Raw genomic sequence first — 19,221 nt, 5'->3', positions numbered from 1 at the left:
CGGCCGACCGGTCAGAACCGGTCAGACCTGCGCCCGCGACGCGGCGGCTCCCACCAGACTCACGGCCTCGTCCAGCCCGGCCCGGGCGGACGGGGCCGTTCCCCGTTCCAGCGCGCACGCCAGATCATGACCGGCCACCGCGAGTTGGTCGGCCACCGCGAACACGCCCGCGTCCGGCATGATCCGCGGCTCCCGCCCGGGCTCCTCGATCCGCTGCGCCCGCAGGGCCAATTCCCTGGCCAGGGCGAGCCCTTCGGCGGCGGCGCCGCGCTGCAGGCGGCTCTGCGGGGCGGCGCGCAGCCGGTCGGCGAATCGGTCCACGGCGGCCGTAAGGGGCGTTGTATCGAGCACGCCGCGACCCTACGCGCCTCCCCGGGGCTGTTGCCAACGGGCGGACACTCGGGCACGGTGACGTGAAGGAGCACTCGCGCGAAGCGTCCGGAGGCGCCGAATGTCCCACGTCTTCTCCGAAGAGACCCACCGCAACCTGCTGTCCCGCATCCCTCACTGCACCGGTCGTGAAGTCTCCGACTGGCTCCGCGCCGTGGACGACGGCCCCGCCCTCTTCCGTTTCGAGGAGAAGGTGAGCTGGCTCCGGAGCGAACACGATCTCGCCTACGGTCACGCCAAAGCGATCATCCACGAGCACGACCTGAGGCGCGCCGCCCGGCGACTGCTCTAGCGACCGGGCCGGGGCGCGCTCAGCAGCACATGAGGAAGGGCCCGCCGGGCGAATGCCGGACGGGCCCTTCCTCAGTTCTCAGCGGTTCCCAGCGGTTCCCAGCAGCTTTCAACAGCTCCCGGACCGCCGGGGCGACTAGTCGTTGCCGCTGAGGATGGAGACCAGCCGCAGCATCTCCAGGTAGATCCACACCAGGGTCATGGTGAGGCCGAAGGCCGCCATCCAGGACTCCTCGCGCGGAGCGCCGTACGCGACCCCGTCCTCGACCTGCTTGAAGTCCAGGGCGAGGAAGAAGGCGCCGAGCAGCACACCGACGACACCGAAGATGATGCCCATGGTGCCGCTGCGGAAGCCGAGGCCGTCACCGCCGCCGAACACCATGAACAGCAGGTTCACGGCGGTCAGGACCATGAAGCTGATCGCGGCGATCATCAGGTAGCGCGTGAAGCGCTGGGTGACCCGGATGATCCGGGTCTTGTACAGGACGAGCATGGTGACGAAGACCGCCATCGTGCCCAGCACCGCCTGCATCGGCGCACCCGGCGACACCCATGTGTTCACCAGGTTGCTGAGGGCGCCGAGGAAGATGCCCTCGAAGGCCGCGTACGCCAGGATCAGCGCCGGGACGGGCTTGCGCTTGAAGGACTGGACCAGCCCGAGCACCATCGCCACGAGAGCGGCCCCGATGGCCAGGCCGATACCGAGGTTCATCACCCAGGCGACGGTGGCGCCGGCGATCACGAGGCCGAGCGTGATGCCCGTCCGCGCGACGACGTCGTCCATCGTCATGACGGTGCCGCGTACGGGCGCCTGCGGGGCGCCGTACTGCGTGTCCTGCTGGGCGTAAGGGTTCGTCGCGTACGGGTTCGCGGGGGCGCCCTGGGCGTACGGGTTGCCCTGCGCCGTACCGACGGCGGGGCCCCCGGCCTGCGGTGCCGCGGTGAAGCCCGCAGTGCCGTTGTCGCGGCTGAAGCCCCGTCGCGAGAAGACCGGGTTGCTGCTCCTCATCTCACTCCTCCATGGCCACCCTGCGTGGCCTTGACTCAAGAGTAATGGGAAAGCAAAAGGAACACCCTAGTGCCAGGGGAGGATCTTTCTGGGACCGTGACGTGCCCGGAGCCGGACTCGAACCGGCACGCCCCGAGGGGCAGCGAGGTTTAAGCTCGCCGTGTCTGCATTCCACCATCCGGGCAAGGTGCGCGGCTCCGCAATTCGCGGGTCAGAGCCTATCCGGACGATTCCCCCGGACAGCGGAACTCCTGGCCAATGTTGTCTTATTTTATGGGCGCCTGAGGGGGCGTCAGCGCACATAACGGGCCGTCGGCACATGCCCGACGCGGCGGGCGGGCCCGGGGGACCACATGCGGGAAAGGCGGAAAGTCGACTGCCCGGCCCCTGACCCGCACCCCGCCCGCACCCTTGCCCGGCCTGGGGGACGGCGTCATACCAAAGGAGGACGGGCGGGCCCGGCGGTGCGACTCAAGAGGGCCGCGGGAACGGGTACGAGGGCTGATCCGCGGGCGCCGGCCGGACGGGACGATGGACGAGTCCCACAAACGTCCCCGACAGGAGTGCCCTCTCGTGACCACCACCCCCACCGCCACCGCCCGCCGCACCACCGCGGTGGCCGCACGCGCCACGGAACTCTCGAAGGTCTACGGGCAGGGCGAGACCCAGGTGGTCGCCCTGGACCGGGTCACCGTGGACTTCCGGCAGGGTGAGTTCACCGCGATCATGGGGCCGTCCGGGTCCGGCAAGTCGACGCTGATGCACTGCGTCGCCGGTCTCGACTCCTTCAGCTCCGGCTCCGTGCGGATCGGCGAGACCGAGCTGGGCACCCTCAAGGACAAGCAGCTCACGCAGTTGCGCCGGGACAAGATCGGCTTCATCTTCCAGGCGTTCAACCTGCTGCCGACGCTCACCGCCGCAGAGAACATCACGCTGCCGATGGACATCGCGGGCCGCAAGCCCGACAAGGAGTGGCTGGACACGGTCATCGGCATGGTCGGTCTGGCCGACCGGCTCAGCCACCGCCCCACCGAGCTCTCCGGCGGCCAGCAGCAGCGCGTCGCCGTGGCCCGCGCCCTGGCGAGCAGGCCGGAGATCGTCTTCGGCGACGAGCCGACCGGAAACCTGGACTCGCGCTCGGGCGCCGAGGTCCTCGGCTTCCTGCGCAACTCCGTGCGCGAGCTGGGCCAGACCGTCGTCATGGTGACGCACGACCCGACGGCCGCGTCGTACGCGGACCGCGTGATCTTCCTGGCGGACGGCCGGATCGTCGACGAGATGCTCGCCCCGACCGCGGACGGCGTCCTCGACCGGATGAAGGAGTTCGACTCCAAGGGCCGCACCAGCTGACCCGTACGAGCCCGTCGCCCTCCGGCCGCCCCCTCCATCCTCAGGACTGACAGAAACATGCTCCGTACCGCCCTGCGCAATGTGCTCGCGCACAAGGCCAGGCTGCTGATGACCGTGCTCGCCGTCATGCTCGGCGTGGCCTTCGTGTCCGGCACCCTGGTCTTCACCGACACCCTCTCCCACGCCTTCAGGAACCAGTCCGCGAAGAGCTACGACAACGTCGCCGTAGCGGTCACCACCTACCCGGACCGCGAGAACGGCGAGAAGGAGCAGGGCATAGACGCCCGGACCCTGGAGAAGATCCGGGGCCTGGACGGCGTCGCCTCCGCCACCGGGCGCGTCTCCGGCTTCGCCGGTGTCGCCGACCCCGACGGCAAGCTGATCGGCAACGGCTGGTCCAACACCGGGGCGAACTTCGCGCCCGGCGGCGACGGCAAGGACGCCGCGTACGACTTCACCGACGGCTCCGGCCCCGCGAAGGCCGGCGAGATCGCCCTCGACAAGGCCACGGCCGACAGGGGCGAGTACAAGACCGGTGACACCGTGCGGGTCGCGACCAACGGCCCGGTGCGGGAGTACACCCTCTCCGGCGTCTTCACCACCGAGGACGGCCAGGTCAACGCCGGCGGCTCGCTGGTGCTCTTCGACACGCCCGTCGCGCAGAAGCTCTACCTGACGCCCGGCCGCTTCAAGGACGTCACCGTCACCGCCGCCGCCGGCGCGTCCGAGCAGCGGCTGCTCGACGCGGTGGAGCCGCTGCTGCCCGAGGGCGCCGAGGCCCGGACCGGCCAGGAGCTCGCCGACGACCAGGCCAAGATGATCGAGGACAGCCTGAGCGCGCTCAACCAGGTGCTGCTCGCCTTCGCCGCGATCGCGCTCTTCGTCGGCATCTTCCTGATCTCCAACACCTTCACCATGCTCGTCGCCCAGCGCACCAAGGAACTGGCGCTGATGCGGGCCGTCGGCGCCTCCCGCCGCCAGGTCAAGCGCTCGGTGCTGCTCGAAGCGCTGGTGGTCGGCGCGCTCGCGTCGGTCGTCGGCTTCGCCCTCGGGCTGGGGCTCGCGACGGGGCTGCGCTCCGCGATGTCCGCCTTCGGCGCGAAGACCCCGGCCGGCCCGCTGATCGTCTCCCCCACCGCCGTCGCCGCCGCGTTCGCGGTGGGCGTGCTGGTCACGATGGGCGCCGCCTGGCTGCCCGCCCGCCGGGCCGCCAAGATCCCGCCGGTCGCGGCGATGAGCAGCGTGCACGCCTCTCCGACCACCAAGTCGCTGGTCGTACGCAACTCCGTCGGCGGCGCGATCACGCTGCTGGGCGCGGCCGCCATCCTCGGCGGCGCGGCGGCCGGCGAGGACGGCCGGATGCTCATCGGGGCCGGTGCCTTCCTCGCGCTGATCGGCATCATCGTGCTGATCCCGCTGCTGTCGCGGCCGGTGATCGCGCTCGTACGGCCGCTGATCGGCAAGCTCTTCGGAGTGTCGGGCACGCTGGCCGGCCAGAACGCGGTGCGCAATCCGCGGCGTACCGGAGCCACCGCGTCCGCGCTGGCCATCGGTCTCACCCTGGTCACCGGGCTCTCCGTGCTCGGCGTCACCATGGGCCGGGCCGTGGACAAGATGACCACGGACAACATCAAGGCCGACTACATGCTCTCCATGGCCAACGGGGGCTCGCTGGACGCGTCGGCGCTCGGTGCCCTGGAGAAGACGCCCGGTGTTTCGGCCCTCTCCCCGCAGACGGCCGCCGACCTCGAACTGAAGGGCACCTGGGCCGCGGCCTCCGGTGTCGTCCCCGGCGACATCGAGCGGGTCATCAACGTCGCGCCGGTCTCCGGCTCGCTGGGCTCGCTCGCCGAGGGCGGGATCGCGGTCGCCGAGGAGACCGCGAAGAGCAGCGGCCTCGAGGTCGGCGACAGCGTGCCGGTGGAGTTCGCGGACGGTGAGAAGGAGAAGCTGACGGTCGGCGCGACGTACAAGGGCAACGAGTTCCTCTCGCCGGTGCTGATCGACCAGAAGATCGTGGCGGAGCACGAGGCCAAGCCGTACATCCGGGAGATCTGGGTGAAGACGGACGGTGGCGCGAGCGCGGCGAACGAGAAGGCGCTCGTGGACGCGCTGGGCCAGAACCCCGCGATCAACGTGATGGACCAGCAGGACATCCGCAACCAGTTCGGCGGCATGATCAACCAGATGCTGAACATCATGTACGGGCTGCTGGGCATGGCCCTGCTGATCGCGGTGCTCGGTGTCATCAACACCCTGGCGATGTCCGTCTTCGAGCGTCAGCAGGAGATCGGCATGCTGCGGGCGATCGGCCTCGACCGCGGCAAGGTCAAGACCATGATCCGGCTGGAGGCCGTGGTCATCTCGCTCTTCGGCGCGGTGATCGGCATCGGCCTCGGCACCTTCCTGGGCTGGGCCGTCGGCCGGACGGTCAAGGACTCGGTGCCGGGTTACGCGCTGGTCCTGCCGTGGGACCGGTTCGGCGTCTTCCTGCTGCTGGCCGCGGTGGTCGGCGTACTGGCCGCGATGTGGCCGGCCCGCAGCGCCGCGAGGCTGAACATGCTCGCCGCGATCAAGGCCGAGTAGGCGGCCCGCGCGGCGGTGGTACCGCGCGCACGGTGAAGGGCCGGTCCCGTCCGGGGCCGGCCCTCCACCGTGCGCCGGCCGTTATCCGGCCGCCGGGTTCCACGTCCGGGCGCGCAGCGGCATGCCCGACGCGCCCCCCTCCCCGGGCCGTACGGCGAGGACCTGGTTCACGCCGATCCTGTTGTGCTCGAAGGAGAGCGCGGAGGCCGCCATGTAGAGCCGCCAGACGCGGGCCCGCCCCTCGGAGGTCGCCCGTACGGCCGCCGCCCAGTTCGCCTCCAGGTTGGCGACCCACTGACGCAGTGTCAGGGCGTAGTGCTCGCGGATCGACTCGACGTCGCGGACCTCGAACCCCGCCTCCTCCAGCGTCCCCACGGTCCGGCCGATGGGCGCCAGTTCGCCGTCCGGGAAGACGTACGCGTCGATGAACTCGTCCACGTGGTACACCTCTTCGTTCCGCTCGGGGCGCCGCGCGATCTGGTGGTTGAGCAGCCGGCCGCCGGGCTTCAGCAGGGCGAACAGGTCCTCGGCGTACTCCCGGTAGCGGACCGAGCCGACGTGCTCGGCCATCCCGATCGACGAGATCGCGTCGTACGGACCGTCCCTGACGTCCCGGTAGTCCTGCACCCGGATCTCGACGCGGTCGGTCAGGCCCTCGTCGGCGATGCGCTTGCGGGCGTACGCCGCCTGCTCCTTGGAGAGCGTGACGCCGGTGACCCGGGCGCCGTACTCGCGCGCCGCGTGGATGGCCATCGAGCCCCAGCCGCAGCCCACGTCCAGCAGCCGCGTCCCTTCCCCGATCGCCAGCTTGCGGCTGATCAGGTCGAGCTTGGCGTACTGGGCCTCTTCGAGGGCCGGCCCCCCGGCAGAACCGGCGGAGTCGTCGAAGTACGCGCACGAGTAGACCATCGAGGGGCCGAGCACCAGCCCGTAGAAGTCGTTGCCCACGTCGTAGTGGTGGCTGATCGCCTCCTTGTCGCGGCGCTTGGTGTGCAGCGGCCCCGTGCGGCGTCTGACCTCTTCGGCGGGCGGGGGCGGTGGCGGCCAGGGGCCCGCGATGGCGATCAGGCCGCGGGCGGCGGCGCGCAGGCGGGGGTCGCGCACGGCGTGGACGGCGGACTTGGCCTCGGCGCCGCGCTCCCAGAGCAGTCCGGCGATGCGGTCGAGGGTCTCGTACAGGTCGCCCGGGATGTCGATCTCACCGGCCACCCAGGCGCGGGCCAGGCCGAGTTCGCCGGGTTTCCACAGCAGGCGACGCAGCGCGCGGCGGCTCCGGACGACGAGGGTCGGGGCGTCGGAAGGGCCGGATTCACTTCCGTCCCAGGCCCGGATACGGATCGGTAGGGGAGATCCGAGGAGTTCCTCGGCAAGCGTGGTCAGCCGCAGGGCGGCGTCGGCCATGGTGCGCACCTCCGTGACGGTGGAGCCCGGATTGTTCGGCGACGTTCTCCCCTCAATAACGCCGCTGCGCACTCCGCCGCATCCTGGTCCCGGGTAAGGGATCAGCAAAGCGGATGGTCTCTACATGCTCTGCGTGTACGAACGTCGTAAGCCGGTACGCCGAAGGGGCCGCCCGCACCACGGATGGCGGGCGGCCCCTTCGGGCTGCGCTGTACTGACTGACTACCTGACTGTCCGGCTGTCCGGCTGTCCGGCTGCCTGCGGATCGGCCGCTGCTCGGCCTACCGCCGCTTCACCGGGGCTGCCGGTGTGTCAGGACGCCTTGGCCTTCTGGCTGCCGGCGGGCGCGCCCGCCTGGGCGGCCGGGGCCGGGGCCGGCTTGGCGGCCTCGTAGAACTCCTCGCGCGGAGTCTCCATGGCGCCGAGCGAGACGACCTCGCGCTTGAGGAACATCGCGAGGGTCCAGTCGGCGACGACGCGGATCTTGCGGTTCCAGGTGGGCACGGCCAGACCGTGGTAGCCACGGTGCATGTACCAGGCGAGACGGCCCTTGAGCTTGATCTTCATCTTGCCCATGACGATCATCGCGACGCCCTTGTGCAGGCCGAGACCGGCGACCGCACCCTTGTTGGCGTGGCTGTAGTCCTTCTGCGGGAAGCCGCGCATCCCGGAGATGACGTTGTCGCCGAGGACCTTGGCCTGGCGCAGCGCGTGCTGGGCGTTCGGCGGGCACCAGGCGTTCTCGACGCCGGCCTTGCGGGCGGCGATGTCCGGGACCTGGGCGTTGTCGCCGGCGGCCCAGATGTAGTCGGTGCCCTGCACCTGGAGCTTCTCGGACGTGTCCACGTGACCGCGCGGGCCGAGCGGCAGGCCGTAGCGGGCCAGCGCCGGGTTCGGCTTCACGCCGGCGGTCCACACGATGGTGCTGGAGTCGACCTCCAGGCCGTTGTTCAGCACCACGTGGCCGTCCACGCAGGAGTCCATGCCGGTCTTGAGGTAGACCTCGATACCGCGGCCTTCGAGGTGCTCCTTGCCCCACTTGCCGAGCTCGGGCCCGACCTCGGGGAGGATCTTGTCGGCCACGTCGACCAGCAGGAAGCGCATGTCCTCGCGCTTGACGTTGGTGTAGTACTTGGCCGCGTCGCGGGCCATGTCCTCCACCTCGCCGATGGTCTCGGCGCCGGCGAAGCCGCCACCCACGAAGACGAAGGTCAGCGCCTTGCGGCGGACGTCCTCGTCGGTCGTGGAGTCGGCCTTGTCCAGCTGTTCCAGGACGTGGTTGCGGAGGCCGATGGCCTCCTCCACGCCCTTCATGCCGATGCCCTGCTCGGCCAGGCCGGGGATCGGGAAGGTGCGGGAAACCGCGCCGAGCGCGACGACCAGGTAGTCGAAGGGCAGCTCGTAGGCCTCGCCGACGAGCGGCGCGACCGTGGCGACCTTGCGGTCCTGATCGATGGTGGTGACCCGACCGGTGAGCACCTCGGCCTTGGGCAGGACGCGTCGCAGGGGTACGACGACGTGCCTCGGCGAGATGCTGCCGGCGGCGGCTTCGGGGAGGAAGGGCTGGTACGTCATGTACGAGCGCGGGTCGACGACCGTGACGGTCGCTTCCGCGTAACGCATCTTCTTGAGGATGCGTCGAGCTGCGTACAGGCCTACGTACCCACCGCCTACTACGAGGATCCTGGGACGCTCCGTGGTGCTCATGCCATCGAGTATCCACCCCTCGGAGGGGGGTGGCTCGTGAGCCCCTTCACAAGCATCCGGGGCACCTCTGCTACACTCCGCCGCCCACGTGACACAGGTCATGGTGCGGCAGGGGAACCACGGTGTACGACAGAGCGTTGAAAACCCCTCGTGAGCTTGTGGTTCGGGACTTTTCGGGGGCTGTACCACCGGCCTGTTTCACCTCGGCGCAACGCGCCCGGAACCGTCCGAAATGCGAGTGGCGCACCCGAGTTGGGCCGCGGACGGGGCCCCGGACCCCCGATCGGAGGCCGACAGCCCCCAATTCCTTGTGAAGAACTTCACGAAGTTCGCCGACGGGGAGCCTCCGCGATGCCCGGGGAGGGCTCGGGGAGGCCCCGGGGAGGGCCTGCGGACCCCGCCCGGAGCCTCTCCGGGCGGGGTCCCGCCGCCCCGGGGTCCGGGCGCCCGCTCAGGCGATGGACCAGCCGATCCCGTCGAGGATGTCGTGTTCGCTGACCACGACCTCCCGGGCCCCGGTCCGCTCCATGACCTCCAGCAGTACGAGCGCGCCGGCCGCGATGACGTCCACCCGGCCCGGGTGCATGACGGGGATCGCGGCCCGCTCGTCGTGCGTCGAGGAGAGCAGCCGGTCGGTGATCTCCGCGACCCGCTCGTACGGAATGCGGGAGTGGTGGATCGCCGCCGAGTCGTACGTTTCGAGGCCCAGCGCGATCCCGGCCACGGTCGTCACCGAACCCGCGAGTCCGACGAGGGTGTGCGCCTCGCGCAGCGGCACCGTCTCCTCGGCGAGGTCGAGCGCGGCGCGGATGTCGGCGCGGATCGCGGCGGTCTGCCCGGGGGTGGGCGGGTCGGTGACGACGCCGTCCCGTACGAGGTGGCGCTCGGTCATCCGTACGCAGCCGATGTCGACGGAGCGGGCCGCCCGTACCCGGTCGTCGCCGGTGACGAACTCCGTGGAGCCGCCGCCGATGTCCACGACGAGGTAGGGCCCGGTCAGGTCCTCGCGGCCGGTCAGCTCCCTGGTCGCGCCGGTGAAGGAGAACTCGGCCTCCTGGTCACCGGTGATCACCTCGGGCTCCACGCCCAGGATGTCGTGGACGCCGCGTACGAAGTCCTCGCGGTTCTCGGCGTCGCGGGAGGCCGAGGTGGCGACGAACCTGACCTTCTCGACGCCGTGCGCCGCGATGGCCTCGGCGTACTCGCGGCAGGCGGCGAAGGTGCGCTCCAGCGCCTCGGGGGCCAGGCGCCCGGTGCGGTCGACGTCCTGGCCGAGCCGCACGATCCGCATCCGGCGGTCGATGTCGGTCAGCTCGCCCGTGGCGGGGTCGGCGTCGGCGACGAGCAGGCGGATGGAGTTCGTACCGCAGTCGATGGCGGCCACCCGGGTCACTTGGCGTCCTCCTGGCCGGTGTCGCCCTCGGCGCACGGCGTCACGCACGGGCCCTTGGCCCACCACTCGGGCAGCAGCGCGAGCGCCTCGTCGCCGAACGGGTTCACCCCGGGGCCGGCCGCCAGCGCGTGGCCGACCAGGACGTGCAGGCACTTCACGCGGTCCGGCATGCCGCCGGCGCTCGGGAAGCCCTGGAGCACCTCGATCGCGTCGCGGCGCCGGATGTAGTCCTCGTGGGCGGCGCGGTAGGCGGCGGCCAGCTCGGGGTCCTCGGCGAGGCGGTCCTGCATCTCCTTCATCAGGCCGGAGCCCTCCAGGGTGCCGATCGCCCCGGCAGCGCGCGGGCAGGTCAGGTAGTACAGCGTCGGGAACGGCGTGCCGTCCTCCAGGCGCGGGGCCGTCTCGACCACGTCCGGCTGTCCGCACGGGCAGCGGTGCGCGATGGCGCGCAGTCCGCGCGGCGGGCGGCCCAGCTGCAGCTTGAACGCGGCGATGTCCGCCTCGGTGGGCTCGGTGCGCGGGGTGGTCGGGGGTGCGGCGTCCATGCGTGCGTTCGTGCCTTCGTGTGTGTCGTGACTGCTGATGACTGGTTGCTGCGCTGCTGACCGCCGGTCACCCGGCCGGGCGGTCGGCCTGGTCGACACCGTCCCAGAGGTTGGTGTACCAGGGACGGCCGGTGCCCGCCCGGTCGTCGCGGCGCTTGTCGCGGGCGCCGGGGTCGACGACGGTGAAGCCCGTCTCCCCCGGCCGTACGAGGTGGAGGTGCTCGCGGGCGAGGCGCTCGATGTACGCGTCGTCCTTGAGCCGGGCCTTCTCGTCGCGGAGCTCCTCGACGCGCCGGCCGGCCTCCCGCATCTTGCGCTGCTGGTCGGCGATCTCGCCGCGCTGCGACACGTACTGACGCATCGGATAGGCGAGGGCCACGATCAGCGAGCACAGGACCAGGACGAGGAGCGCGGCCCGGCCGGTGAGCCGGGAGCGGCGGGCCTGACGGCGGTTCTGCGAGCGGTAGACGCGGGCGGCGGTCTGCTCGCCGAGCACCCGCAGCCTGGTCGCGGTGGAGAACCGGTCCCGGTCCTTCCCGGCCATGTCTCCCGCCTCCCCTGCCGTTACGCACGTACGTCCCCGGACACGGTACGGGACCGCGGCCGGGGACGTACGGACGACTGGCTGTGCTGTTACGCCGTGGCTGGTGCGCCGTGACTGGTGCGCCTCGCGGTTACGCCTTGAAGCGCGGGAAGGCGGAGCGGCCGGCGTACACCGCCGCGTCGTCGAGGATCTCCTCGATGCGCAGCAGCTGGTTGTACTTGGCGACGCGCTCGGAGCGGGCCGGGGCGCCGGTCTTGATCTGGCCGCAGTTGGTGGCGACGGCGAGGTCGGCGATGGTGACGTCCTCGGTCTCGCCGGAGCGGTGCGACATCATGCACTTGAAGCCGTTGCGCTGCGCGAGCTCGACGGCGTCCAGGGTCTCGGTCAGCGAACCGATCTGGTTGACCTTGACGAGCAGCGAGTTGGCGGCGCCTTCCTCGATGCCGCGCGCCAGGCGCTCCGGGTTGGTGACGAAGAGGTCGTCGCCGACGATCTGGACCTTGGTGCCCAGCTTGTCGGTGAGCGCCTTCCAGCCGGCCCAGTCGTCCTCGTAGAGCGGGTCCTCGATGGAGACGAGCGGGTACGCCGCCACGAGCTCCTCGTAGTACTCCGTCATCTCGGCGGCCGAGCGGGACTTGCCCTCGAACTCGTAACTGCCGTCCTTGTAGAACTCGGAGGCGGCGACGTCGAGCGCGAGCGCGATCTGCTCACCGGGGACGTAACCGGCCTGCTTGATCGCCTCCAGGATGAGGTCGAGCGCGGCGCGGTTGGAGTCCAGGTTCGGGGCGAAGCCGCCCTCGTCGCCGAGGCCGGTGGACAGGCCCTTGGACTTCAGGACGGACTTGAGGGTGTGGTAGACCTCCGTGCCCCAGCGCAGGGCCTCGGAGAAGGACTCGGCGCCGATCGGCGCGATCATGAACTCCTGGATGTCGACGTTGGAGTCGGCGTGCGACCCACCGTTGAGGATGTTCATCATCGGAACGGGCAGCAGGTGCGCGTTCGGGCCGCCGAGGTAGCGGAAGAGGGGGAGGTCGGACGCCTCGGAGGCGGCGTGCGCGACGGCGAGGGAGACGCCGAGGATGGCGTTGGCGCCGAGGGAGCCCTTGTTCTCGGTGGCGTCCAGGTCGAACATGGCCTGGTCGATCAGGCGCTGCTCGGTGGCGTCGTAGCCGACGAGCTCCGGGCCGATCTGCTCGATGACGGCGAGGACGGCCTTCTCGACACCCTTGCCCTGGTAGCGGTTCGGGTCACCGTCGCGAAGCTCAATGGCCTCGAACGCTCCGGTGGAGGCACCGGACGGAACAGCAGCACGACCGGTGCTGCCGTCGTCGAGGCCGACCTCGACCTCGACCGTGGGATTGCCTCGGGAGTCCAGGATTTCCCGGGCTACGACGACGTCGATGGACGGCACGAGCATCTCCTTCTGGGATGTGACGCTAGGGGTGCAGGGTCACTTTGGCCTTGCGACAAGAGCCTAACCGGCTCGGGGGCATCGATCGGCCGTTCGCCCGCCCGCTGGGACAAGAAGACGCCCGAATCCCCGCAATAGCGGACGTAACTCTGGGATGTGCGGGACGGCGTTCCGGACTACTGATCGGTAAGGGGAAAGGGGAAACCCCGGCCCGGCGCGCACGGGGGAGCGCGCCGGACCGGGGTGCTCCGGAGGGGAGGCGGGTCAGCCGAGGTGCAGCTGCTGGCCCACGTAGATGACATCGGCGTCGTCGACGATGTCCTTGTTCAGCTCGAAGAGCTTCTCCCAGCCGCCCTTGACCTTCTTCGCTTCGGCGATCTTGCCGAGGGTGTCGCCGGACTTGACCTTGTACTCGCCGTCGCCCTTCTTGATGGTCTTCGGGGCGGCGGGCTTCGCGGTCTCGGCCTTCGGCGCGGAGCGGACCTCGCTGCGCGAGGCGGGCTGCTCGGCGGCGCGCGGGGCGGCCTGCTCCTGCGTCTGCTGCGGCTGGGGCGCGGCCTTCTGCTGCTGCGGCTGCTGCTGCTGCTGCTGCGAGGAGCCGGAGGTGTCGACACCCGGGTCGACACCGTCGTTGGTCAGGCCGCCGGCACCGGCGCAGGCCCAGGCGCCCGGGCCCTGCATGTCGAGGAGCTTCTCGGCGGTGGCTATCTGCTGGGCCTTGGATGCCTTGTCGGCGGTGGGGGCGTACTGCGTGCCGCCGGCGGCGGCCCAGCTGGACGCGGAGAACTGCAGGCCACCGTAGTAACCGTTGCCCGTGTTGATGGACCAGTTGCCGCCGGACTCGCACTGGGCGACAGCGTCCCAGGTCTCGACGGAGGCGGCGGAGGCCGACGTCGCGCCCATCAGCGGGACGGCGACAGCGGCGCCGGTGATGCCGGCGAACGTGGCGATGCGAGTGACCTTGGACGGACGACGGTGCTTGGCCTTGCCGGAAAACAGCATGCGACATCTCCTCACCGACGCCTACGAGGTGAGCTGTCGGGTTCGGGCCAATGAGTGCCCGGCCGCGCGATCTGTGTCGCGCGCCTTAACCCCAAGCCGGTTCCGTCCGTCTTGCGACGTCCGGGCCCGGCGCCTACCTGGGTCCCCCGCTCCTGCCTACGGCGCTTTACGCGTCAGTTCCCCCCGGCCGCCGGCAGGATTCGGCGTGACGGTCGACGGGGCCCGCGGTGGCGAGCGGTTCGACCGTAAACACATGAGCCCGTGATGTTCAAAGAGGAGCATCGCGGAAATATCACCCATTTACCCTCCCCCCTGATCCCCATCCGCGCAGGTCAGGGGCGAGACTGACGGACCGTTCGGGCCGACCGTGTGAAGTGAGGCAAAGAGATCCATGTCTCACTGACACCAATGGGGACATAGCGGCCCGAACTGCCCCCGATTTCAGTCCAGATCGAGGCTTTGGCCAGGGACGATGAGGTCCGGATCGGACCCGACGGCCTTCTCGTTCGCGGCGTAGAGCGCCGGCCAGCCGCCGCGCACGTCGTGCGCGTCGGCGATGGCCCAGAGGTTGTCGCCGGCGCGGACGGTGTAACCCTGGTCCGCGTCCTCGCCCTTGCCCGCGTCCGCTTCCTGCCCTTGCTCTTGCTCCCGGGCGCCGGACGTGTCGACCGCGTCACGTGTCGGTCCGTCACCTCGCGAGGCATGGCGGCCCGATTCGCGGTCGATGCCCGAATCGCCAGATATGACGTCCGCGTCCTCCCGGGCCCCCGCGCCGCGGTGCCTGCCCTGGGAGGCGCCCTTCTCGGAGGTGGCCCCAGCGACCTCACGGGCGGGCGCACCGGGCTTCTCGGCGGCGGCGCCGGCCTCGGCCTCCGCGGAGTCGGCAGCGCCGGCCGGCGGGGTCGTCGCCGGCTCGGCGGACTTCCCGGCCCCGGCCGCCTTCCCGCCCGAGGAAGCCTTCGGGGCCGTAGTGCTCGCCGGCGCCTCGGCCGACGTGTCGGCCTTGGAGCCGGCCTTGGAGCCGGCCTTCGGCGCGGCTTCCGGCCCGGCGGTCGCGCCGCCGCCCGGCGCGGCGTCCTCATCCTCCGTCAGGCCCGAGATGGGCGCGCAGCTCGGCCACGCCTGCGGTCCCTGTTCGGCCAGTACCTTCTCGGCCACCTGGATCTGCTGCGAGCGGCTGGCGAGGTCGGCGCGCGGCGCGTACGCCGTACCGCCGAAGCGCTGCCAGAGTTCCGGCGAGAACTGGAGTCCGCCGTAGTAGCCGTTGCCGAGGTCGGCGCTCCACATGCCGCCGCTCTCACAGTCGGCCACCCGGTCCCAGGTCGTGGCTTCGGCAGCGTTCGCGCCGGTCGCGCCGAGCAGCGGGATGGCGATGGCCGATCCGGCGACTCCTGCCGCGACGACGAGAGCTGGAGCCTGACGGGGGCGGCGGTGTCTACCGTTCCCGGAGCGCATGCGGTGGCCTTTCGAGTGACGGCTGAGGTTGACGGTGAACGTAGCCGCACTCGAACGTCTGTCACAAGTCGATACAGCGGAGATCACATGAAGGTCTCGCCCGTGACGCGCCGTCACTTCCGTTCTGCCCCGAACTGCACGGGCAAGGTGCGCAATCCGCGCATAATGAGGCCGCCACGCCACCGCAGATCGTCGGGTTCTGCCGCAAGCCGCAGATCGGGGAGGCGTCGCAGCAGCGTCGCGATCGCCGTCTGCCCCTCCAGCCGGGCCAGCGGCGCACCGAGGCAGTAGTGGATGCCGTGCCCGTACCCGAGGTGCTGGTTGTCGCGGCGCGCGAGGTCGAGCGTGTCCGGGTCGTCGAAGCGTTCGGGGTCCCGGTCGGCCGCGGCGAGCACGACGAGCACGGGGTCGCCCACCCCGATGTCCCGGCCACCCAGGGTCAGCGCCTCGGTGGCGTACCGCCAGGTCGCCAGCTCCACCGGGCCGTCGTACCGCAGGAGTTCCTCGACGCCCGTGGCGAGCAGCTCCGTGTCCCCCTCGTCGAGTGCGCGCTGGAGGCGCTCGCGCTGCTCCGGGTTGCGCAGGAGCGCGTACACGCCGTTGCCGATGAGGTTGACCGTCGTCTCGAAGCCCGCGAAGAGCAGGATGAAGGCCATCGCTGCGGCCTCGTTCTCGGTGAGGTGCTCGCCGTGGTCGCTGGCGCGGATGAGGCCCGAGATGAGGTCGTCGCCCGGCTCTTCCCGCTTGCGGTGGATGAGCTCGGCGAGGTAGTTGCGCATCTTCTTCACCGACCGGGCGACGCCGCCGCGCGGCCCGCCGCCGTGGCGGATCATCATGCCGGCCCAGTCGCGGAAGTCGTCCTGGTCCTCGCGCGGTACGCCGAGCAGGTCGCAGATCGCGTAGATGGGGAGCGGGAACGCGAAGTCGTGGATGAGGTCGGCCTCCCCCTCCTCCAGGAAGGCGTCGATCAGCCGGTCCGTCAGCTCCTGTACGCGCGGGGCGAACTCGGCCACCGTGCGGGGGGTGAACGCCTTCGACACCAGGCGACGCAGCCGCGTGTGGTCCGGCGGGTCGATGTTCAGCAGGTGCGTCATCAGGTCGGCCTTGCGCTCGCCCGGAATGCCGGTCCTGCCCCTGGCCTGCGCGGAGCCGCTGTGGTGGGCCGGGTCCTTGGAGAGCCGCTGGTCCGCGAGTGCCTGGCGCGCGTCGGCGTACCGCGTCACCAACCAGGCCTCGACCCCGCTGGGCAGCGTCGTCCGGTGGACGGGCGAGTGCTCGCGCAGCCAGGCGTACGCCGGGTAGGGGTCGGTGGCGAACTCCCAGGTGAAGAGTTCGGGCACGGGGCCCTCGGACGCGGGTTCGGGGGTGTTCTGGTGGTGCGGCACGCCGTCGACCGTATCCCTTTGTCCTCACCCGCCGGAGGGCCGAGCGGGTCCGGCCCTGTCCGTCCCGTGCGCCGGCGGCCCACCTGGGCAGGGAGGGGGAGCGGGGTGCTGTCCGAGCCCGTTGCGATGCGCAGCGGGCGCCAGGGGTACGCCACCCGGAAGGGCCGGCGCACCGTCTGCCGGCGACCCGGAACCGTCGGCCGGACCTGCACAACCAGCCTGTGCGGTAAGCCGGTTCCCCGGCGCGGCCAGGTCTTTCACTCCGTTACGGCAGCCTCTACACTGCCGTCGGCTCCATGGGCTGCGTCGGCGTGAAGCCGGCGCCGCGAAGAAGCCGTGGAGCGTGCCGAGGAAGAACGACAAGGTATACGTGTGGGGGCGGCGACCCAGTACCTGAGCGCGCCCCAGGGGTCGTAGGGGGCGGTGCCCCAGGACTGTCGGCGGCCCCTGAGGGGACTGGGGACGCGATGAGTGAGACAACTGCTGCGCCGACCGCTGCCGTGCGCGCACGCGCCGAGATCGATCTGAGCGCCCTGCGCGCCAATGTGCAGGTCCTGCGCGCCCGGGCCCGGGGCGCCGCCGTGATGGCCGTCGTCAAGTCCGACGGGTACGGCCACGGCGCGGTGCCGTGCGCCCGCGAGGCCCTCGCCGCGGGCGCGAGCTGGCTCGGCACGACCACGGCCGAGGAGGCTCTCGAGCTGCGCGCGGCCGGGCTTCCCGGCCGCATCCTGTGCTGGCTGTGGGTGCCGGGCGGGCCCTGGCGACAGGCGATCGAGGCCGACATCGACGTCTCGCTGGGCGGCATGTGGGCCCTGCGGGAGGTCGTCGAGGCCGCCCGGGCGGCGGGACGCCCCGCGCGCGTGCACCTCAAGGCCGACACCGGGCTCGGCCGCGTCGGCTGCCTGCCCGGCGAGGACTGGGCCGGACTCGTCGCGGCGGCGCTGCGCGCGGAGGCCGAGGGGCTGGTCCGGATCGCCGGGCTGTTCTCGCACTTCGCGTGCGCCGACGTGCCGGGGCACCCGTCCATCGCCGCCCAGCTCGCCCTCTTCCGGGAGATGACGGCGTACGCCGAGGAGCAGGGCGTACGGCCCGAGGTGCGGCACATCGCCAACTCGGCGGCCACCCTCACCCTGCCCGGGACCCACTTCGACATGGTCCGCACGGGCATCGCCATGTACGGCGTCTCGGCCAGCCCGGACCTGGGCGCCCCGGAGGACTTCGGGCTGCGCCCGGTGATGTCGTTCAGCGCCGCGCTGGCCCTCGTCAAGCGCGTCCCCGGCGGCCACGGCGTCAGCTACGGCCATCACTACGTCACCCCCGGCGAGACCACCCTCGGCCTGATGCCGGTCGGCTACGCGGACGGCATCCCGCGGCACGCCTCGGGCAGCAGCCCGGTGCTGGTCGACGGCAAGTTGCGGACGATCGCCGGGCGGGTCGCCATGGACATGTTCGTGGTGGACCTGGGCGGCGACGAGCCCCCGGTGGGCAGCGAGGCCGTGCTGTTCGGGCCCGGCGACCGGGGGGAGTCCACCGCCCAGGACTGGGCACAGGCCAGCTCCACGATCGCGTACGAGATCGTCACGCGCGTCGGTACGCGCGTTCCCCGCGTCTATCTGAACGCGTCTGCGTGAGCGCGTCCGTGCGAACGCGTCCGTGTGAACGCACTCAGGTGAACGGGCAGGAAGCCGGGTGCCCCGTTCCGCGGCGGCACCCGCCCAGGCGGACTGCGGTACACGGAAACGGCTAGCCGGTGTGGCCCTCCGCCGACCGGATCGCGTCGCGGTAGGTGCGGGCCGCGGCGCGCAGTGCGGCTTCGGGGTCGACGCCGGACGCCTCCGCCCGTACCGCCATGGCCAGCAGTTCGTAGCCGATGCCCTCGCCCGCCGGGAGCGGTACGTCGAGGTGGGCGCCGCGTACGCGCGAGGAGAGCTTCGCGGCGAGTGCCAGGCCGGGCTGGCCGAGGGGGACGCCGTCCGTGACCGAGTCGCGCTGTTTCTCGGCCGCCTTCGTACGCAGCCAGTGCGCCTTGACGTCTTCGGGGGTCTCGGCGGTCTCGTCGCCGAAGACGTGCGGGTGGCGGTGGATGAGCTTGTCGACGATCGTGCCGGCGACGTCGTCGATCGAGAAGGGCTCGTCCTCGGCTTCCTGGGCGATGCGTGCGTGGAAGACGACCTGGAGGAGTACGTCGCCGAGCTCCTCGCGGAGTTCGGCGCGGTCGCCGTCCTCGATCGCCTCGACGAGTTCGTACGCCTCCTCGATGCCGTACTTCGCGAGGCCCTTGTGGGTCTGGCGGGAGGACCACGGGCATTCGAGGCGGATGCGGTCCATGACCTGGACCAGGTCGAGGAGGCGGGCGCCCGGCAGGTCGTACGAGCCGGGCAGCAGCTCCAGGTCGGGCATCTGGACCCTGCCGGACCCGGCCAGCCTGGCCAGGCCGTCGGTCAGGGCCTGGTCGCCCTCGCCGGACGGCACGACGACCACGGTGCGGTCGCCCTCGCACGCGTCGAGCAGCTCCTGGGCGGTCGGGGCCGCGTGCTCCACGGTGACGCCCGCCTCGCGCAGGTACGGCAGCTGCGGGTGGTCCGCGTCGGCGCACACCACCAGGTCGGCGTCGCGCAGCGTCTGCCAGGCGGGCCAGGAGAGGAGTCCTGGAGCGACCCGGTGGCTGGCGGTGAGGAGGACGATACGGCCGGGGGCGGCGGGGGCGGAGGCTTCGCTGGTCACCCCTCGAACGTACCCCGGCGGTGTGACA

At 71.3% G+C, this 19,221-nt stretch carries 16 protein-coding genes, 1 tRNA gene and 1 riboswitch; of the genes, 4 read left to right on the top strand and 13 right to left on the bottom strand.

From position 1 onward, the window contains the following. Positions 1 to 21: 21 nt before the first annotated feature. A complete protein-coding gene (locus ACWDZ4_RS06105; RefSeq protein WP_451507245.1) occupies positions 22 to 351 on the bottom strand; it encodes a hypothetical protein in 330 nt (109 codons plus the stop codon). 100 nt (positions 352 to 451) lie between these two features. On the opposite strand from ACWDZ4_RS06105, the gene ACWDZ4_RS06100 reads away from it, so the two are divergent. After that, positions 452 to 682, top strand: a complete 231-nt coding sequence (locus ACWDZ4_RS06100) for a DUF4287 domain-containing protein (RefSeq protein ID WP_451507244.1) — start codon at positions 452 to 454, stop codon at positions 680 to 682. A gap of 135 nt (positions 683 to 817) precedes the next feature. On the opposite strand, the gene ACWDZ4_RS06095 is transcribed toward ACWDZ4_RS06100, so the two are convergent. Next, on the bottom strand, positions 818 to 1,690 hold the full coding sequence (locus ACWDZ4_RS06095) for a Bax inhibitor-1/YccA family protein (RefSeq protein ID WP_451507243.1): 873 nt from the start codon (positions 1,688 to 1,690) through the stop codon (positions 818 to 820). 102 nt (positions 1,691 to 1,792) lie between these two features. Continuing rightward, positions 1,793 to 1,874 (bottom strand) — tRNA-Leu (locus ACWDZ4_RS06090). Between the two features lie 389 nt (positions 1,875 to 2,263). Here ACWDZ4_RS06090 and ACWDZ4_RS06085 point away from each other — a divergent pair. Then, the gene (locus ACWDZ4_RS06085) at positions 2,264 to 3,040 is read left to right on the top strand and encodes an ABC transporter ATP-binding protein (RefSeq protein WP_451507242.1); all 777 of its coding nucleotides are present in this window, start codon (positions 2,264 to 2,266) and stop codon (positions 3,038 to 3,040) included. A gap of 57 nt (positions 3,041 to 3,097) precedes the next feature. Then, on the top strand, positions 3,098 to 5,626 hold the full coding sequence (locus ACWDZ4_RS06080; RefSeq protein WP_451507241.1) for an ABC transporter permease: 2,529 nt from the start codon (positions 3,098 to 3,100) through the stop codon (positions 5,624 to 5,626). An 81-nt stretch (positions 5,627 to 5,707) separates the two neighbouring features. On the opposite strand, the gene ACWDZ4_RS06075 is transcribed toward ACWDZ4_RS06080, so the two are convergent. From ACWDZ4_RS06075 to ACWDZ4_RS06035, 9 genes are all read right to left on the bottom strand, one after another. Then, complete coding sequence (locus tag ACWDZ4_RS06075) at positions 5,708 to 7,027, bottom strand: class I SAM-dependent methyltransferase (protein WP_451507240.1); 1,320 nt, start codon at positions 7,025 to 7,027, stop codon at positions 5,708 to 5,710. 312 nt (positions 7,028 to 7,339) lie between these two features. Beyond that, entirely contained in the window at positions 7,340 to 8,734 is a 1,395-nt protein-coding gene (locus tag ACWDZ4_RS06070) for an NAD(P)/FAD-dependent oxidoreductase (RefSeq protein ID WP_451507239.1), read from the bottom strand. Between the two features lie 451 nt (positions 8,735 to 9,185). Next, positions 9,186 to 10,127 (bottom strand): Ppx/GppA phosphatase family protein, encoded by a 942-nt coding sequence (locus tag ACWDZ4_RS06065; RefSeq protein WP_451507238.1) that lies wholly within the window; start codon positions 10,125 to 10,127, stop codon positions 9,186 to 9,188. Further along, positions 10,124 to 10,672 carry a DUF501 domain-containing protein gene (locus ACWDZ4_RS06060; protein ID WP_344496673.1) on the bottom strand — a complete coding sequence of 183 codons (549 nt, stop codon included), beginning with the start codon at positions 10,670 to 10,672 and terminating at the stop codon, positions 10,124 to 10,126. Before ACWDZ4_RS06060 ends, ACWDZ4_RS06065 begins: the two co-directional genes overlap by 4 nt. 67 nt (positions 10,673 to 10,739) lie before the next feature. Continuing rightward, a complete protein-coding gene (locus ACWDZ4_RS06055; RefSeq protein WP_451507237.1) occupies positions 10,740 to 11,216 on the bottom strand; it encodes an FtsB family cell division protein in 477 nt (158 codons plus the stop codon). 130 nt (positions 11,217 to 11,346) lie between these two features. Continuing rightward, on the bottom strand, positions 11,347 to 12,633 hold the full coding sequence (gene eno / locus ACWDZ4_RS06050; protein WP_451507236.1) for a phosphopyruvate hydratase: 1,287 nt from the start codon (positions 12,631 to 12,633) through the stop codon (positions 11,347 to 11,349). Between the two features lie 258 nt (positions 12,634 to 12,891). Beyond that, on the bottom strand, positions 12,892 to 13,629 hold the full coding sequence (locus tag ACWDZ4_RS06045) for a transglycosylase family protein (RefSeq protein WP_451507235.1): 738 nt from the start codon (positions 13,627 to 13,629) through the stop codon (positions 12,892 to 12,894). 3 nt (positions 13,630 to 13,632) lie between these two features. Next, positions 13,633 to 13,803: riboswitch (cyclic di-AMP (ydaO/yuaA leader) on the bottom strand. Between the two features lie 267 nt (positions 13,804 to 14,070). Continuing rightward, the gene (locus tag ACWDZ4_RS06040; protein ID WP_451507234.1) at positions 14,071 to 15,084 is read right to left on the bottom strand and encodes a transglycosylase family protein; all 1,014 of its coding nucleotides are present in this window, start codon (positions 15,082 to 15,084) and stop codon (positions 14,071 to 14,073) included. 113 nt (positions 15,085 to 15,197) lie between these two features. Next, positions 15,198 to 16,469, bottom strand: coding sequence for a cytochrome P450 family protein (locus ACWDZ4_RS06035; protein WP_451507233.1), 1,272 nt, complete (start codon positions 16,467 to 16,469; stop codon positions 15,198 to 15,200). A 467-nt stretch (positions 16,470 to 16,936) separates the two neighbouring features. On the opposite strand from ACWDZ4_RS06035, the gene alr reads away from it, so the two are divergent. Continuing rightward, a complete protein-coding gene (gene alr / locus ACWDZ4_RS06030; protein WP_451507232.1) occupies positions 16,937 to 18,100 on the top strand; it encodes an alanine racemase in 1,164 nt (387 codons plus the stop codon). Between the two features lie 112 nt (positions 18,101 to 18,212). On the opposite strand, the gene ACWDZ4_RS06025 is transcribed toward alr, so the two are convergent. Then, complete coding sequence (locus ACWDZ4_RS06025; RefSeq protein WP_451507231.1) at positions 18,213 to 19,193, bottom strand: nucleoside triphosphate pyrophosphohydrolase; 981 nt, start codon at positions 19,191 to 19,193, stop codon at positions 18,213 to 18,215. Between the last annotated feature and the right edge of the window lie 28 nt (positions 19,194 to 19,221).

It is taken from the genome of Streptomyces sp. NPDC003016, assembly GCF_053591455.1.
The sequence above is the reverse complement of the archived record's forward strand: the minus strand, read 5'-3'. Positions and strand labels throughout refer to the sequence as shown.

Excerpts from the sequence above, each read along its gene's own strand:
- ACWDZ4_RS06040 (WP_451507234.1), bottom strand. The coding sequence starts at position 15,084 with ATGCGCTCCGGGAACGGTAGACACCGCCGCCCCCGTCAGGCTCCAGCT.
- ACWDZ4_RS06060 (WP_344496673.1), bottom strand. The coding sequence starts at position 10,672 with ATGGACGCCGCACCCCCGACCACCCCGCGCACCGAGCCCACCGAGGCG.
- ACWDZ4_RS06045 (WP_451507235.1), bottom strand. The coding sequence starts at position 13,629 with ATGCTGTTTTCCGGCAAGGCCAAGCACCGTCGTCCGTCCAAGGTCACT.
- ACWDZ4_RS06080 (WP_451507241.1), top strand. The coding sequence starts at position 3,098 with ATGCTCCGTACCGCCCTGCGCAATGTGCTCGCGCACAAGGCCAGGCTG.
- eno (WP_451507236.1), bottom strand. The coding sequence starts at position 12,633 with ATGCTCGTGCCGTCCATCGACGTCGTCGTAGCCCGGGAAATCCTGGAC.
- alr (WP_451507232.1), top strand. The coding sequence starts at position 16,937 with ATGAGTGAGACAACTGCTGCGCCGACCGCTGCCGTGCGCGCACGCGCC.
- ACWDZ4_RS06075 (WP_451507240.1), bottom strand. The coding sequence starts at position 7,027 with ATGGCCGACGCCGCCCTGCGGCTGACCACGCTTGCCGAGGAACTCCTC.
- ACWDZ4_RS06100 (WP_451507244.1), top strand. The coding sequence starts at position 452 with ATGTCCCACGTCTTCTCCGAAGAGACCCACCGCAACCTGCTGTCCCGC.
- ACWDZ4_RS06070 (WP_451507239.1), bottom strand. The coding sequence starts at position 8,734 with ATGAGCACCACGGAGCGTCCCAGGATCCTCGTAGTAGGCGGTGGGTAC.
- ACWDZ4_RS06055 (WP_451507237.1), bottom strand. The coding sequence starts at position 11,216 with ATGGCCGGGAAGGACCGGGACCGGTTCTCCACCGCGACCAGGCTGCGG.
- ACWDZ4_RS06095 (WP_451507243.1), bottom strand. The coding sequence starts at position 1,690 with ATGAGGAGCAGCAACCCGGTCTTCTCGCGACGGGGCTTCAGCCGCGAC.